We start from the raw sequence: 16,236 nt of genomic DNA on the forward strand, positions 1-16,236 counted from the left end.
CGGGCGCTGCGCCCGACCCGTGCACGGCCAGCGGGTTGGCTGCCACCGCCAGCGGAGTGCTGAACGGGGCAAGCGGATACCTGGACGCTCACCCGGATGCCAACAACATGCTGACCGCTGCGGTCAATCAACCGCCGGCGGACGCGAAGTCGTCAGTGCGCAGCTACTTCGTCGGTCACCCCGGTGAGTTTCTGGACCTGAAGAACATTGCGCAGCCGCTGCTCGACCTGCGCGGCCAGTGCAACACGTCGGTGTCGCCGGGTCAGCTAGCAGCACTTTTCGACGCGCTGTCCGGCTGAGGCAGTTGATTCTCCGCCGAGGAGGCGATGCCCAATTTGCCCGCCTTCGAGCGAAAACTCATCGTGCCGTCGACGGAAATTCGCTCAGAGGCGGGCAAACTGTGTGCCCGCCGACACGGGGGCTGATGAGGCGGATGTGACGGCACAACGCCTTTAGGCGGGAACCGGCTGGCGGCCGCGGACCAGCTTGCCCGGCCGGGCGGCGGTGGGCGCGCCGTTCTCGGCGATCACCTCGCCGGAGACGATCGTCGCCACGTAACCGTCGGCAGTTTGGTCGAGCCGACGCCCGCCGGCGGGCAGGTCGTGGGTGATGACCGGCTTGTGCAGACGCAGCGCCGCATGGTCGATGACGTTGAGGTCAGCCTTGTAGCCCTCCGCGATGCGGCCGCGGTCGCCCAGCCCGGCGATGCGGGCCGGCACCGAGGTCAGCTCGCGGACGGCCTCTGGCACCGTGAACCGCCCAAACTTCCGATCGCGCGCCCAGTGCGCCAGGAAGTATGTCGAGTAGCTGGCGTCGCAGATCATCCCGTAGTGTGCGCCGCCGTCGCCGAGCCCGAGCACGACGTCGTCGCGGTGCAGTAGCTCACCGACGGTGTCCAGCGAGTTGTGCTCCAGGTTGCTGGTGGCCACCAACAGCATGGCCCGGCCGTCGTCGTCGAGCAGGCGGTCGTAGGCCTCTTCCATCGGGTCCACACCCTTGGCCCGCGCCCGGGCTCCGATGCTGGTCGACGGGTCCGGCTCGTAGTTGGGGTCGTCACTCAGCGGGAAGATCCAGTCCCACATCTGCGCGACGTACAGGATCGGGTGCCCCACGCCGGGCTTGTCGGCGAGGATGCGGGCGCGGACCTCGGGCTTGCGCATCTCCGCGACCCGCTCGGCCAGCGGCAGGTGGGCGATCTCGCGGTAACTGGGGTACAAAACGAACGGGTTGGCGGTGAGCTGCAGCCCGATGATCAACCCGATGGGCCGCGGCAACAGCTGCGCGGTAAATTGTGCACAGCCCGCGCCGGCATTTTTATTGGCCTTCTCGACCATCGTGATGGCGTCCGGCCAGGTCGGGTCGCCGGCGTTGGCGACGACCAGTGTGAAGGTGACCGGAAGCCCGACGTCCTCGGCGACGTCGAAAACCGTTTGCAGCACAGGCTGATAGCCGCCGGACGGAATGTCGGGCACGAATTGCAGCAGGCCGCCGCCGCCGTCGACCACGCCTCTGGCGATTTCTTCGATCTCCTCGCGAGCGGCGTCGTAGCTCGGAATCGGCGAGCCGCTCTCGGTCTTGTGGATGGTCAGCCGCGACGACGCGAAGCCGAGCGCTCCGACTTCCATCGCCTCTTTGGCCAGCGTCCGCATCTTTGCGAGATCTTCGGCGGTGGCCGGCTCACGGTCGGCGCCGCGCTGACCCATCACGTACACGCGCAGCGGCGAGTGCGGGAGGTAGGCGGCCACGTCGATATCGCGTTTGCCCGCGTCCAGTGCGTCCAGGTATTCGGGGAAGGTCTCCCAGTTCCACGGCAGGCCGTCGGTCATCACGACACCGGGAATGTCTTCGACGCCCGCCATTACGTCGACGAGCACGTCGTGGTCTTCCTGGCGGCACGGCGCGAAGCCGACGCCGCAGTTGCCCATCACCACCGTGGTGACCCCGTGCGCTGAGGACGGGGTAAGGCGCTCCGACCAGATGGACTGGCCGTCGTAGTGGGTGTGCAGATCGACAAAGCCCGGGGTGATCAGCAGCCCGGTCGCGTCGATCTCCCGCTTCGCGGATGAGCCATTGACTGTTCCGACGGCCGCGATGACGCTGTCACGCACCGCGACGTCGCCGACGTACGGTTCGCCTCCGAGCCCGTCGACGATGGTGCCGTTGCGGATGATGAGGTCGTAGGTCATCTAAATAATCTACGACCGCATCGGTAACTGATGCCAGGATCAATTCGTCCGGGCGGCGGTAGGGTCGCCGGTATGTCGACCACCGATGCGGCCGCTCAGGAGTTGCTCCGTGACGCGTTCACCCGGTTGATCGAACACGTCGACGAGCTCACCGAGGGTCTCACCGACGAATGGGCCGGCTACCGGCCGAGCCCGAACGCCAACAGCATCGCGTGGTTGATCTGGCACAGCGCGCGTGTGCAAGACGTTCAACTGACCCCGATCGCCGGCATCGAGCAAGTGTGGACCCACGAAGGGTGGGTGGACCGCTTCGGGCTGGACCTGCCGCGCAACGACACCGGCTACGGGCACGGTCCCGAAGAGGTGGCCAAAGTCCAGGCATCGGCCGATCTGCTGGCTGGGTACTACCACGCCGTGCACAAGGTGACGCTGGAATTCGTCGCGCGCGTCACCACCGAGGACTTGGCGCGCATCGTCGACCGGAACTGGGATCCGCCGGTGACCGCCAGCGCGCGACTGGTCAGCATCATCGACGACTGCGCCCAGCATCTCGGTCAGGCCGCCTACCTGCAGGGCATCCTGCCCCAGTGAACGTGACACTGGCCACAGCGTGCGATTCGCGGTAACGGTACTGCTGTGGCTGTTCACCACTGTGGCGCTGGCGGTTGCCGTGCCGACGGCGTGGGCGCAGACGCACATCGTCGACGCCAACGGGTATGAGGCGATGGCCCGGAAAGCCGCGGCCGATCCGGTGCTGCAGGCCGCGGTGGCATCCGAGCTCGCCACCAGGGCCATGGTGCTCATCGATCAACGCGGCTACAAGGTCGACTCGGCCCAGGTTCACGATGTAGCCGCCGGCTATACCTCCGGTCCGGACTTCCCGCCGCAGTTCGCCGATGCCAATCGGCTGGCGCACAGCTGGATGTTCACCGGCGCCTCGGCGCAGTCGGAAGGCGACCAGTGGGTCATCGACCTAGCCGGGATGCTCAAAGACAGCGCGTTTACACCGATGCTGTCGACCTATAACGTGCGGGTGCCGGAGATGGTACGGGTGCCGGTGACGGTATCGACGCCAAAGGTATTGCAGCCCGGCATATTACGCCCGCTGGTCACCTGGGGTCCGTGGGCGAGCATCGCCGCGGCGGTGCTGACCGGGATCGGCGCGCTACTGACACTGGCCGCTGCACGCAGCCGTGCCAGAGCGCTGGCCGGCCTAGGCATCTCGGCGCTGCTGGTCGGCGCCGCCGGTTGGGCGGGTATCGAAATCGGTCGCCGCGGTATCAACGATGCGCTGAACGACACCACCGGCGATATTCGGCGTATCGCTGACGTCATGGTCGGCGAGGCCGAAAGCAGCCTGCACCAATGGCTCGACCTGACTCTGGCCGCGGGCGGAGTGCTGGTGGCGCTCGGCATATTAGCGGCGGTGCTGGGCAGTCTGCGGAAGTCCTAGCCCGCCGACGATGCGGGCCCGCAGGGCCCGATGAGGAGTCGGGCAATCAGCTCTAGTGCTCCCCGTCGCGGCCAAGCTAGGTCAACTGCAGCTTGGCAAGGATCTTTCCGGTCGGCTGCGGTGACCCGTTGCCGGGTTCGACGGTGAACGCCAGCGCACTGGAGTTCCCGAGGTTTGTCAGCATGTCGGTGGTCGACGGCGCGACGGCCGCGGTGTTCATCGTGCCCGCCGAGGTCGGGCCCTTGTCGCCGAGTAGCCACATCTGATACACGGTGCCCTGCGAAGGCGGGGGCACGTTGTTCATCACTAACACACCTGCGTTCATGCCCCGCGAGAACAACACCGTCGCCGTCCCGCCAGCTAGCTGACCGGAGACGGTTCGCACGTCCGGTGCCGCCATGATCTGCTCGGCCATTGTCGGCTTAGACGATGGTCGCATCGCGATTCCGGCGCCGAAGGCCGCCAATCCCACGACGATTGCCGCCGCTGCAGCCAATAGAGCTGTGCGCCAACGAGATCGACGGCCGGCAGCATCCGATTGCACCGCGGCCAGCACCGTCGCGCGAAGACGGGTCGGCGGCTCGGCGGCAGTTGCCGCCGACACCGCCGTCATCGTCTCGCGGACCGCACGCGCCTCTTCGCGGAAGGCCTCGGCGACCGATGCCGGCGCCGCGGCGAGCTGTCGGTCGATGGCCGCGCGCTCGGCATCCGATACCGCGTTCAACGCATACGGCGTGGCGAGCTCGAGCAGTTCGAATTCGGTCGGCTCGGTCATGGCACACCCAGGCAATTACGGAGTCCGCGCAGCGCGTCGCGCATCCGTGATTTGATCGTCGACAGGTTGGCCGACAATCGTTGTGACACTTCGGTATAGGTCAACCCGCCGTAGTAGGCCATTTCGATGCACTGCCGCTGGATGTCGGTCAGCCCGTCAAGGCACTCAACCACTCGGCGACGCTCGTCGGCGGCGATCGCTGATTCGGCGACGACATCGCGGGGGGGATCGAGGGTGGACGCGCCGTAACGCGATTCCCGCTGCGCGGCGGATTGTTCGGCACGTACCCGGTCGATGGCGCGTCGGTGGGCCATCGTCATCAGCCAGGACAGGGCAGAGCCCTTCGCCGAATCGTAGGCGTCGGCGGTCCGCCACACCTCCAGGTACACCTCTTGGGTGGTTTCCTCGCTGTAGCCGGAGTCGCGCAGCACACGAGTCACCAGCCCGTATACCCGCGTCCTGGTGTGGTCATAAAGCGCGGCGAACGCGTCGGCATCGCGACGCGCCACCCGATGCAGCAATGCGTCCAGGTCGCTGCCATGCCGCGGTCCGGTCATCGACCGGTAGCCTATCCTCTCCGCGACGACAGTCGTCATGTTCGTGTCGATCGGGGCGGGCGCGGGACGAAAAACGATGTCCGTGCCTTGTATTCGTCGACGCCGGGGCGGCCCGCCATGTACTTCTCGGTCAGCCGGGCGCCGGTGGCGTAGACCAGAAAATAGGTCATGAGCAGCGGCGAAAGCATCGTCGGCAGGGACCACCACCCGGTGATGGTGATCAGCCACAATCCCCACCACACGCACGCGTCGCCGAAGTAGTTGGGATGACGTGTCCAGGCCCATAGGCCGCGGTCCATCACCACACCTTGATGCGCCGGGTCGGATTTGAATACCCGCAGTTGATGGTCGCCGACGGCTTCGAAGACGAGGCCCATGCCCCAGAGCAGAACGCCGGCCAGGGTGACGGTCAGCCAGCGCTGCGGTGTGGGACCGACGACCGCCGACAGCTGTAGCGGCAACGAGACGAACCATGTCGCGAAGCCCTGTAGCAGGAAAACCCGGCGGACTACCTGTCCTGATGTGGCATCGCGCAGCAGGTCCGCGTAGCGCGGATCCTCGCCCTTGCCCGCCGACCGTCGGTAGATGTACCAGCTCAGCCGTAGGCCCCAGATGGCGACCAGCCCGAGCAGCAGCCACCGCCGGGACGCGTCGCCATTGCCGAGGATCGCGGCGACGGCCGCGACCGCGATGAAGCCCAGCCCCCAGGCCACGTCGACGACGTTGTAGCGGCCGATGCGGCGGCCAATCGCGAATGTGACCGCGTGAACCACGAGCAGCGCCGCAACGGAGGCGCCCGAGACGACCGCGAAGTCGACAATCACGGCACGGCCTCGTTGACGAACGTCCATTGGTACACGTCGAGGTAGTCCGACCGGAACCCGGCCTCGGCATGTGCCAGGTACAGCAGCCACATTCGCGAAAACACTGCGTCAAAGCCGATGTGCGACAGTATTTTCCGACGTTGCGAGAAACGCTCTCGCCACAGGCGAAGCGTCTCTGCGTAATGTGGACGCAGCGAGAAGATGTCGACAGCGCGTAACCCGGTCTCGCGCTCGGTGATCTCGAGGAGGGCCCTGGCGGACGGGATGAGCCCGCCCGGAAAGACGTACTTCTGGATCCAGGTGTGCGTATTGCGCGTCGCGAGCATCCGGGCGTGCGGCATGGTGATGGCCTGGATTGCCAGTCTCCCGTTCGGCGTCAACAGCCGCTCGAGGGTACGGAAGTAGTCTGGCCATGCGTGAAATCCAATCGCTTCGATCATCTCGACCGAGATCACCGCATCGTAGTTTCCGCCGATGTCGCGGTAATCGCGCAGGTCGACTTGAACCTGGTCGGATAGTCCAGCGGCGGCGACCCGTTGTCGGGCCAGCCAAACCTGGCGCTCCGAGAGTGTGATCGAGCGGACGTGCGCTCCGCGTGCGGCAGCGCGAATGGCCAGCTCTCCCCATCCGGTACCGATCTCCAGCAGCCGGGTGCCGGGGCCGACTCCGGCCGAGTCCAACAGGCGGTCGATTTTGCGTCGCTGCGCGTCGGCAAGCTCCGGCCAGGACGCCGGCAGCTCCGCGAAGATCGCGCCGGAGTACGTCATTGTCTCGTCAAGGAATTCGGCGAACAGATCGTTCGACAGGTCATAGTGCGCGGCGACGTTGCGGCGCGCCTCTCGCCTGCTGGGCTTTGACGAACCTGGTTGGGAGGCAAGGACGATCGGTCTGAGCCACTGCAGCCCCCTTGGCACCAGGTCGCCGATGTCTCTCGCCAGGATGGTCAGCAGTTCGGTGAGAGCATCCGATTCCCACTCGCCGGCCATGTAGGACTCGCCGAAGCCGATCAGACCGTGTCGTCCGATCCGGCGGGCCAGCCGATTCGGCTGGTTGATCACCAGTCTTGGTGACGCCGCTTCCCCGGCCCCGATCACAGTGCCGTTGGGGTAGACGAGTCGCAGTGGTAGGCGGGCGGCGGCGCGGCGCAGCAACCGGTCAGCGATGACCGCCGACGCCGCGGCAAAGGGGCCGGACGGCACCTTGGCAACCGCTGGCCAACGTTCCGAATCTATTGCTGTCGCGTGCCTTTCGACTGTCATTTTCACCCGAGGCACCACCGGCACCCGCCGCAACCACAACGCGATCCCTTGGACACGGATACGCAACGCCACCATCAACGGTGCTAGCGGCGCGAGGATCTGCATCCGCGCGACGTGGCCCACCGTCGCCGGCCGCCGGGTGCCGCGCAGTGTCGCGACGAAGGCCGGCTGGCCGTCATCGTGCAGCGACACCACCACGTCCACCTGCTGGTCAGGGCGCGGTGCCAGCACCTGGTAATGGCCGGCCACTGGGTTGAACGGTGACACGTAGAACTTCTTGGTGACCAGTACCGGTCTGTTGGCGGGGGGTAGCAGATAGACGTGGCGTTGCCCGTATGTGTTGTGTACCTCAACGATCACACGGCGCAGCACGCCGTCGCGGTCGTGGCACCAGAAGACGCTGATCGGGTTGAAAACGTAACCCAGCACCCGCGCCTGCAAAAGCGCGGTGATGCGACCGTCGGGCAGCGCTGCGTCATGGTCTGCCAGGTAGGCGTCTACCCGGTCCCGAAGCGACCCGCCGGGACGGGCGACGAAGTGGTCGCGAGCGTCAAACCGCGCGAACGGCCGCAGCCACCAGGGCAGCGACGGCAGGTCGTCGAGGTCGACATACCAGCTGTAGCTGCGGTATTCGAAGAAGTGGTGCACCGGAGCCCGCCGGTTATGGGTGATCGTGGTGCGGTAGATTGCCGGCGTCAACATGCCACCACCTCCGCCTGTGCTGAACGTGCCGGCCAATCCGCGCCCAGCCGTCGAGCTGCCCGCAGCCCCGAGGCGGCACCGTCCTCGTGAAACCCCCAACCGTGGTAGGCGCCGGCGAATACCACCCGATCATCGTCCAGAGTCGGTAATAATCGTTGTGCAGCAACGGATTCCGGGGTATACAGCGGGTGGCTGTAGGCCATCTCGGCGATCACCGACTCCGGATCGACCCGATCATGGCCGCCGAGTGTCACCAGGAACCGGCGCTCGGCGTTGATCCGCATCAACCTGCTGACGTCGTAGGTGACTAGCACACGATCGTTGTCCTGGGTGATCAGGTAATTCCACGATGCGCGTGCGGCCCGATGTTGGGGCAGTACCGACTCGTCGGTGTGCAGCTGCGCGCGGTTGGTCGAGTAGGGAATCGCCCCGAGCACCGCCCGCTCGGACGGCGAGGGGTCATTGAGAAGCAGCAGCGCCTGGTCGGGGTGCACGGCGACGACGGCAGCGTCGAAGAGTTGCGGTGCGGCGGCAGCGGCCTGGACCAGCACGCCGTCTGGCATCCGGCGCAGCGAGTGCACTGGTTTTCCAATGCAGACTTCGTGCAGCCGGGAGGCGATCGCGTGCACGTAGCGCGCCGAACCTCCAACCACGGTGCGCCATGTTGGCGAGCCGAAGACCGACAGCATGCCGTGATGGTCGAGGAAGACGAACAGGTAGCGCGCCGGATAGCGCAGCGCGTCGCTGCTGCCGCAGGACCACACCGCCGCCACCAGCGGCGTGATGAAATGCTCGATGAAGAACGCCGAAAACCGGTGCCGGTTAAGGAAACTGTTCAACGTCTCCAGGTTGTCGGCGTCTTCTTTTGAACCCGCGCCCAGCAGCAGGCTCGCGGCACGGCGGAAACGGACGATCTCGGCGAGCATCAGCAGATAGCGGGGCCTGGCCGAGTGCCACGATGCGAATAGCCCTCGGATGCCAAGGGCTCCGGCATATTCCAGGCCGGTGTCCTCGGCCCGCACCGACATCGACATCTCCGATTCTTGGGTGGCAACCCCCAACTCGGCGAACAGACCGCACAGCGTCGGGTAGGTGCGATCGTTGTGGACGAGGAACGCCGAGTCGACGCCGATGACGGTGCCGTCGCTGCTGTCGAGTAAGTGGGTATGGGCATGCCCGCCCAGCCGGGTGTCGGCCTCATAGAGGGTGACCCGGTCACAGCCGGACAACGCGTAGGCGGCTGTCAGACCAGCGACACCGCTACCGATGACCGCAATCGAGCGTCCGAATGACTTTTGCACGTCCGGTATTCGGAGCGGACGCCGGAGTGGACGACCGTGACGAATGTCATGTTCGAAAGCCATCCATGCCGCTAGCCGCTCCGAATAGCGACTGTCCGATCGGTAACCAGCGGCGCCAGCCGGCGCCGGCGAAGAAGTCAAAGGAGCCAAAGCGCAATGAAGGACATTCAGAGAAAGACGCTCGCGGTGGGCCTGGCGGCGATCGCGGCCGTGGGGTTTTCGGCGTGTTCGAGCAACAAATCCGGGTCCGCGCAGCAGACCAGCGCGAATCCTGCTAGCAGCATGGCCGCGCCTGTGAGCACGAGCGCAATGGCGGCTCCCGCGACCAATCTGATCGGTTCGGGATGCGCGGATTACGCGGCGCAGCATCCGAGCGGTCCGGCCTCGGTGACCGGAATGGCAGGGGACCCGGTCGCTACGGCGGCGTCCAACAATCCGATGCTGTCGACGTTGACCGCCGCGCTCTCCGGCAAGTTGAACCCAAGCGTCAACCTGGTCGACACCCTCAACAGCGGCCAGTACACGGTGTTTGCGCCGACCAACGCCGCGTTCGACAAGCTGCCGGCGAGCACGATCGACGAGCTCAAGACCAATTCAGACATGTTGAAGAGCATCCTGACCTACCACGTGGTGCACGGGCAGGAGAGCCCGAACACGGTTGACGGCGCCCACAAGACCCTGCAGGGGGCCGACGTGAAGGTGACCGGACAGGGGGACGGCCTCAAAGTCGACGATGCGGGGCTGGTGTGCGGAGGGGTGCACACCGCCAATGCGACGGTGTACATGATCGACACTGTGCTGACGCCACCTAGCCAGTGACGGCCTACCGCGTCGCTCAGGCAAGGCAGCCCGGTCCGCCGGGCTGCCTTGTCGCCTTTATGCGCCTTGCCGGTAGCACCGATCCAAGACAGGTGTGGTAGCGAATAGTGATTATGTTGTCGCTAGCTCTGATCGGTCTGCTCGGAGGTCTGATCACCGGCATTTCGCCGTGCATCCTCCCCGTACTGCCGGTGATCTTCTTCTCTGGCACCCAGGGCACAGCCGACGGTGCGATTGCGGTTAAGTCGAAACGTGAAGTCCTGCGGCCATATCGGGTGATCGGCGGCCTGGTGCTGAGTTTCAGCCTGGTCACGCTGGTCGGCTCGGCATTGCTGTCGCTGCTGCATCTGCCGCAAGACGCCATCCGCTGGGTGGCGCTGGCCGCGTTGGTGGCGATCGGTCTCGGCTTGATCTTCCCGCGCTTCGAGCAACTGCTGGAGCGGCCGTTCTCCCGCATCCCGCAAAAACAGACCGCCACCCGCGCCAACGGGTTTGGCCTGGGCTTGGCACTGGGCGTGCTCTACGTACCGTGTGCGGGCCCGGTGTTGGCCGCGATCGTGGTGGCCGGCGCCACCGCCAACATTGGTCTGCCCGTCGTCGTCCTCACAGTGGCATTCGCCCTGGGCACGGCGGTGCCGCTGTTGTTCTTCGCGCTGGCGGGCCAACGAGTTACCCAGCGGGTCAGTGCTTTTCGGCGTCATCAGCGCCAGATCCGCGTCACGGCAGGGATTGTGACCCTGCTGCTCGCCGTGGCGCTGGTATTCAACCTGCCCGCGGTGCTGCAGCGGGCCATTCCGGACTACACCAGCTCGTTGCAGAACAAGCTCGGCGGCGGCCAACAGATTCAGCAAGACCTCAACCTCGGCGGCATCGTCAACGACCAGAACAAAGAGCTGTCGAACTGCACCGACGGCTCTGCGCAGCTGCAGAACTGCGGCTCCGCGCCCGATCTCAAGGGCATCACCGCCTGGCTGAACACCGCAGGCGACAAGCCGATCGATCTACACGGGCTGCGGGGCAAGGTGGTGCTGATCGACTTCTGGGCCTATTCCTGCATCAACTGCCAGCGCGCCATCCCGCATGTCGAGGGCTGGTACAAGGCCTACCACGACGACGGTTTCGAGGTCATCGGCGTGCACACCCCGGAGTATGCGTTCGAAAATGTCACCGGCAACGTCGAAAAGGGCGCCGCCGACATCGGCATCACCTACCCGATCGCCCTGGACAACAAGTACTCGACGTGGACGAACTACCGAAACCAGTACTGGCCCGCCGAATATCTGATCGACGCCAGCGGTGTCGTGCGGCACGTCAAGTTCGGCGAGGGCGACTACAACGTCACCGAGAAGCTGATCCGTCAGCTGATCACCAGCGCACGACCCGGCGTCGCGCTGCCCCCGCCGGTGGACGCGCCCGACACCACCCCGCAGTCCGGCCTGACCCCCGAGACGTACTTCGGCGTCGGCAAGATGGTCAACTACGCCGGAACTGGCGTCTACGACAAGGGGCAGGCCAACTTCGCCTTCCCGCCGACACTGCCGGACGAGTCCTTCGCGCTGCAGGGACCGTGGACACTCGACTACCAGGGCGCGACGGCCGACAGTGATACCTCGAGCATCGAGCTGAACTACCACGCAAAAAACGTCTACATCGTCGTCGGCGGAACCGGAAGTCTGACGGTGACGCGCGACGGGAAGACGACAACGGTGCCGATCAGCGGACCGCCGACGTCGCACCAGATCGCCACCGGCAATGACATGGCCCGCGGATTACTCGATGTGCGTTCCAGCAAAGGGCTGCAGGTGTTTTCCTTCACCTTCGGCTGATCACCGCTCCAGTCAGTAGCAGCGCTACGGCGTGATGACGTGCGACGGATCGGGCCGCAGCTCCGGCGGTGCCTGGCTGTAATCACCGAAGGGTCCATCGCGGCGCTCGACCGCGGCCCGGACGCCCTTGGTGGCGGCGGTCTGGATGAAGTCGAGCGCTTCGGGGGTGTTGCGCATCAGGCCGTCCAGGATGCCGCCCAGCATCTGAGTAGAGGCCAGGCCCATGTTCTCGTAGGCCTGGTTGACGATCAGCTTCTGCGCCCGTAACTGCGACAATGGGATCCGCGCAAGTTCGGCGGCGATCTCGGCGACTCTGGCCTCCAGCCGCTCGAACGGGACCGCCTCGTTGATCAGCTCGACCTCGGCGGCCTGCACACCGGTCAGCGGCCGACCCGTCAGCGAGTGCCACTTGACCTTGGCCAGGCTGAGCCGGTACAGCCACATCCCGGTCAGGTAGGCCCCCCACATCCGGCTGTACGGGGTGCCGATCACCGCGTCGTTGCTGGCGATCACGATGTCGGCGCAGAGCGCGTAGTCGCTGCCTGCGCCGACGCACCAGCCATGCACCTGGGCGATCACCGGTTTGGTGGCCCGCCAGATCGCCATGAACTTCTGATGCGGTCCGGTTTCGCTGGCCGTGACCATCGCGAAATCCTTGCCCGGATCCCAGCGTCCCTCGGTCATCATGGTCTCGCCCCAGTGCTGGAAGCCGCCGCCGAAGTCATAGCCGCCGGAGAACGCCCTGCCGGCGCCGCGCAACACGATGACCTTGATTTCCGGGTCCCGCTCGGCCAGGCCGACGGCGGCCTCGATTTCGTCGGGCATGGGCGGAACGATGGTGTTGAGCTGGTCGGGGCGGTTCAGCGTGATAGTGGCGACCGCCCCGGTCGTCGCGTACAGCAGTGTCTCGAATTGAGCAGGTGGCATAACTGAATGCTGACAGCTCAGCTCAGTTGCCGGCGTTACCGGTCGCGATTAATCGTCAGCGTGGCGTCGCTGATCCCATCGCTCAAGCCGTGCCTGTAACTCGAGCAGGCCAAGCCCGGCAACCGGAGCGCCGACAAAAAGGCACGCCACCATGAGTGGAGTCATCACGAACTCCTCGCCCCTCACCTTCCCTACATGGCCTTCTTAGGTCGTTTTAAGGTACGCGTCAGGCGGCGGTTAGGAAAGCCAAACCGCCGGGTTTTCGCCAGATCTTTTTCGGAAAGTTATCCGCGCCGATACCTCGCTAGCCTGCGTCAGGCGGCAAGGCCAACATCCGCCACAGAAACGAGAAACTCAGTGCGGACTTGAACGCGGTCTGCGCGTTGTCGGCTGCGCCGGCGTGGCCGCCCTCGATGTTCTCGTAATACCAGACTCGATGGCCCACGGCTTCCAACGCGGCCGTCATTTTTCGGGCATGCCCCGGATGCACCCGATCGTCACGGGTAGACGTGGTGATCAGCACCGGCGGGTAATCAGTCGCAGCCGAAATGTTGTGGTAGGGCGAGTATTCGGCGATGAATTCCCAATCATCGGGATTGTCCGGGTCGCCATACTCGGCAACCCAGGACGCACCGGCCAGCAGAAGATGGAAGCGGCGCATGTCCAGCAGCGGCACCTGACACACCAGCGCACCGAACAGCTCGGGGTACTTGGTCAGCATGATGCCCATCAGCAGCCCGCCATTACTGCCGCCCTGTGCACCGAGTTGCTGCACAGTGGTGATGCCGCGGTCCACCAAATCGGTTGCCACCGCAGCGAAGTCCTCGGCAACCAAGTGACGGCCCGCGCGCATCGCCTGGGTGTGCCAGCCGGGGCCGTACTCGCCGCCGCCGCGGATGTTGGCCAGCACAAAGGTGCCGCCGCGCGCCAGCCACAGCCGGCCCAGTACGCCGTCATACCCGGGGGTGCGGGCCACCTGAAATCCCCCGTAGCCGCCCAGCAGGGTCGGACCGGCGGCGTCCCGCGGGCGCACCACGAAATACGGGATCGAGGTGCCGTCCTTTGATGTAGCGAAATGCTGTGCGACGGTCATGCCCTCGGCGTCGAAGAAAGCCGGCGCGGATTTGATCTGTTCCAGCCTTCCGTCGACCGCCCCGTGCAGTAGACGCGACGGCGTAACGAATCCGCTGGAATCCAAGAAAATTTCGTCGCCGGTATCGTCGGCGCCCGCGATGACGGTGTTGGTATTGGCGGGCACGTCGGTCACCGGTCGACGCTGCCAGCTGCCCGGTGTGACGACCTCGACGCGGCTGGCCACGTCGGCAAGCGTGATGACGACGATCCGGTCGCGGGTCCAGGCGTAGGACAGCAAGCTGGTGTGCTCGTCGGGCTCGAACACGACCCGCAACTGTGCTGTACCGGCGAGGAAGTCGTCATAGTCGGCGGCCAGCAGCGAGCCCGCGGTGTAGCTGGCTGTGCCGGTGAGCCAGTCGGTGCGCAGCTCGATCAGCAACCACTGCCGGTGCACCGACACCGTCGCGTCGGTGGGCGCATCGATGCGGATCAGCTCATCGCCGCGCAGTTCGTACAACTGGTCGTTGAAGAAGTCGAGGGCCCGTCGCAAGAGCGTCCGCTCGAAGCCAGGCGTGCGGTCGACTCCGGCGGCCACGATGACGTCGCTGGGCGGGCCTTCGAACACCGTCTGCGCATCCTCCACCGATTGCCCCCGGCGCCATCGCTTGACCATGCGCGGATAGCCGGATTCGGTCAGCGAGTCAGTGCCGAAGTCGGTGCCTACCAACAGCGTGTCCGGATCGACCCAGCTGGTTCCGGACTTCGCCTCGGTCAGGGCAAACCCGTCGGCGACGAATTCCCTTGTGTGCATGTCAAATTCACGCACGATAGCTGCGTCCGAGCCGCCGCGGGACAGGCTGATCAGGGCCCGTGTGTGGTCGGGTTCGATGACGTTGGCGCCGGCCCACACCCAGTTCTCGTCGTCAGCGCGAGCGAGCTCATCCACGTCGATCAGCACGTCCCAGTCCGGGCTATCGCTGCGGTAGCTGTCCAGTGTGGTGCGCTGCCACAGCCCGCGCGGGTTGGCGGCGTCGCGCCAGAAGTTGTACAGATAGTCGCCGCGACGGCGCACGTAGGGGATCCGGGCATCGGTGTCGAGCACCTCGAGCGCTTCGGTGCGCATTCGCTCGAACTCCTCGCCGGAAAACTCGGCCAGCGTGGGCTCATTGCGGGCGCGCACCCAGTCCAGCGCCTCTTCGCCGGCAATGTCTTCCAGCCACAGATAGGGGTCGTCGGGCATGCGACTCATTGTGACGGCGGCGGTAGTGTGACCTGTATAACACCGTCGAACGAGGAGCTGATCTCATGACCGTCTACGCACGTCCGGGCTCCGCTGGGGCGCTGATGTCGTATGAATCGCGGTACGGCAACTTCATCGGGGGCGAGTGGGTCGCCCCGGCGGGCGGCCGGTATTTCGAGAATCTGACGCCGGTCACCGGCCAGGCGTTCTGCGAGGTGCCGCGCTCCGACGGGGCCGACATCGACAAGGCGCTCGACGCTGCCCACGCCGCGGCACCGGCGTGGGGTAAGACCGCCCCGGCCGAGCGAGCGGCAATCTTGAACAAGATCGCGGACCGTATCGAGGAGAACAGCGAGTCGCTGGCGCTCGCCGAAGTCTGGGACAACGGCAAACCGATCCGGGAGGCGCTAGCCGCCGACATTCCGCTGGCAGCGGATCACTTCCGCTATTTCGCCGCGGCGATCCGCGCTCAGGAGGGTTCGCTGTCGCAGATCGACGAGGACACCGTCGCGTATCACTTCCACGAGCCGCTCGGCGTGGTGGGGCAGATCATTCCGTGGAACTTCCCGATCCTGATGGCCGCGTGGAAACTGGCGCCGGCGCTGGCGGCCGGCAATACGGCGGTGCTCAAACCTGCCGAGCAGACGCCCGCCTCCGTGCTCTACCTGATGTCGCTGGTCGGTGACCTGTTGCCGGCCGGGGTGGTCAACATCGTCAACGGGTTCGGGGTCGAGGCCGGCAAGCCGCTGGCGTCCAGCGACCGGATCGCCAAGGTCTCGTTCACCGGGGAGACCACCACCGGGCGATTGATCATGCAATACGCGTCGCAGAACCTGATCCCGGTCACCCTCGAGTTGGGCGGCAAGAGCCCCAATATCTTCTTCTCCGACGTGATGGCCGCCAACGACGACTTCCAGGACAAGGCTCTGGAGGGCTTCACCATGTTCGCCCTCAATCAGGGCGAGGTCTGCACCTGCCCGTCGCGCAGCCTGGTTCAAGCGGACATCCACGACGAGTTCCTGGAGCTGGCCGCGATCCGGACCAAGGCGGTCCGGCAGGGCGACCCGCTGAACACCGAGACGATGCTGGGCTCCCAGGCCTCCAACGACCAGCTGGAAAAGGTGTTGTCCTACATCGAAATCGGCAAGGACGAGGGCGCCAAGGTCATCACCGGCGGTGAGCGGGCCGACCTGGGCGGAGACCTGGCCGGCGGCTTCTACGTGCAGCCGACGATCTTCAGCGGCAACAACAAGATGCGGATCTTCCAGGAGGAGATCTTCGGGCCGGTGGTGG

14 protein-coding genes are annotated in these 16,236 nt (G+C 65.6%); 6 read left to right on the forward strand and 8 right to left on the reverse strand.

Going from position 1 to position 16,236, the window contains the following annotated elements; translation table 11 throughout:
* The coding region (locus tag ACLQI9_RS30220) for a heme-binding protein (RefSeq protein ID WP_442392663.1) at window positions 1-299 on the forward strand (299 nt) is incomplete at its 5' end.
* A gap of 153 nt (window positions 300-452) precedes the next feature.
* Here ACLQI9_RS30220 and ACLQI9_RS30225 read toward each other — a convergent pair.
* The gene (locus tag ACLQI9_RS30225; protein WP_442392664.1) at window positions 453-2,186 is read right to left on the reverse strand and encodes an N-acyl-D-amino-acid deacylase family protein; all 1,734 of its coding nucleotides are present in this window, start codon (window positions 2,184-2,186) and stop codon (window positions 453-455) included.
* A 72-nt stretch (window positions 2,187-2,258) separates the two neighbouring features.
* Between ACLQI9_RS30225 and ACLQI9_RS30230 the strand changes: the two genes are divergently transcribed.
* Both ACLQI9_RS30230 and ACLQI9_RS30235 read left to right on the forward strand, forming a co-directional pair.
* Window positions 2,259-2,777, forward strand: a complete 519-nt coding sequence (locus ACLQI9_RS30230; protein WP_442392666.1) for a mycothiol transferase — start codon at window positions 2,259-2,261, stop codon at window positions 2,775-2,777.
* Between the two features lie 19 nt (window positions 2,778-2,796).
* Window positions 2,797-3,639: a hypothetical protein gene (locus ACLQI9_RS30235; RefSeq protein WP_442381406.1), complete on the forward strand. Its 843-nt coding sequence runs from the start codon at window positions 2,797-2,799 to the stop codon at window positions 3,637-3,639.
* A gap of 76 nt (window positions 3,640-3,715) precedes the next feature.
* On the opposite strand, the gene ACLQI9_RS30240 is transcribed toward ACLQI9_RS30235, so the two are convergent.
* Genes ACLQI9_RS30240 through ACLQI9_RS30260 form a run of 5 tightly spaced genes read right to left on the reverse strand, consistent with a single transcriptional unit; the run spans window position 3,716 to window position 9,057 of the window.
* On the reverse strand, window positions 3,716-4,414 hold the full coding sequence (locus ACLQI9_RS30240) for an anti-sigma factor (protein WP_442381408.1): 699 nt from the start codon (window positions 4,412-4,414) through the stop codon (window positions 3,716-3,718).
* Window positions 4,411-4,971, reverse strand: a complete 561-nt coding sequence (gene sigK / locus ACLQI9_RS30245) for an ECF RNA polymerase sigma factor SigK (RefSeq protein WP_442381410.1) — start codon at window positions 4,969-4,971, stop codon at window positions 4,411-4,413. Before sigK ends, ACLQI9_RS30240 begins: the two co-directional genes overlap by 4 nt.
* Before the next feature lie 35 nt (window positions 4,972-5,006).
* A complete protein-coding gene (locus ACLQI9_RS30250) occupies window positions 5,007-5,795 on the reverse strand; it encodes a DUF1295 domain-containing protein (RefSeq protein WP_442392668.1) in 789 nt (262 codons plus the stop codon).
* Window positions 5,792-7,756 carry a DUF1365 family protein gene (locus ACLQI9_RS30255; RefSeq protein ID WP_442381414.1) on the reverse strand — a complete coding sequence of 655 codons (1,965 nt, stop codon included), beginning with the start codon at window positions 7,754-7,756 and terminating at the stop codon, window positions 5,792-5,794. Before ACLQI9_RS30255 ends, ACLQI9_RS30250 begins: the two co-directional genes overlap by 4 nt.
* Window positions 7,750-9,057, reverse strand: a complete 1,308-nt coding sequence (locus tag ACLQI9_RS30260; RefSeq protein WP_442392670.1) for an NAD(P)/FAD-dependent oxidoreductase — start codon at window positions 9,055-9,057, stop codon at window positions 7,750-7,752. The genes ACLQI9_RS30255 and ACLQI9_RS30260 overlap by 7 nt, the downstream gene beginning before the upstream one ends.
* A gap of 282 nt (window positions 9,058-9,339) precedes the next feature.
* Here ACLQI9_RS30260 and ACLQI9_RS30265 point away from each other — a divergent pair, with 282 nt between their 5' ends.
* A complete protein-coding gene (locus ACLQI9_RS30265) occupies window positions 9,340-9,876 on the forward strand; it encodes a fasciclin domain-containing protein (protein ID WP_442392674.1) in 537 nt (178 codons plus the stop codon).
* 113 nt (window positions 9,877-9,989) lie between these two features.
* Window positions 9,990-11,702, forward strand: coding sequence for a cytochrome c biogenesis protein DipZ (locus ACLQI9_RS30270; RefSeq protein ID WP_442382013.1), 1,713 nt, complete (start codon window positions 9,990-9,992; stop codon window positions 11,700-11,702).
* A gap of 24 nt (window positions 11,703-11,726) precedes the next feature.
* On the opposite strand, the gene ACLQI9_RS30275 is transcribed toward ACLQI9_RS30270, so the two are convergent.
* Complete coding sequence (locus ACLQI9_RS30275) at window positions 11,727-12,629, reverse strand: crotonase/enoyl-CoA hydratase family protein (protein WP_442382011.1); 903 nt, start codon at window positions 12,627-12,629, stop codon at window positions 11,727-11,729.
* 304 nt (window positions 12,630-12,933) lie between these two features.
* Window positions 12,934-14,943, reverse strand: a complete 2,010-nt coding sequence (locus tag ACLQI9_RS30280; RefSeq protein WP_442382010.1) for a prolyl oligopeptidase family serine peptidase — start codon at window positions 14,941-14,943, stop codon at window positions 12,934-12,936.
* Between the two features lie 65 nt (window positions 14,944-15,008).
* Here ACLQI9_RS30280 and ACLQI9_RS30285 point away from each other — a divergent pair.
* The coding region (locus ACLQI9_RS30285; RefSeq protein WP_442392672.1) for an aldehyde dehydrogenase family protein at window positions 15,009-16,236 on the forward strand (1,228 nt) is incomplete at its 3' end.

The sequence above is a fragment of the Mycobacterium sp. genome, from assembly GCF_052143115.1.
Classification (GTDB): Bacteria; Actinomycetota; Actinomycetes; order Mycobacteriales; family Mycobacteriaceae; genus Mycobacterium.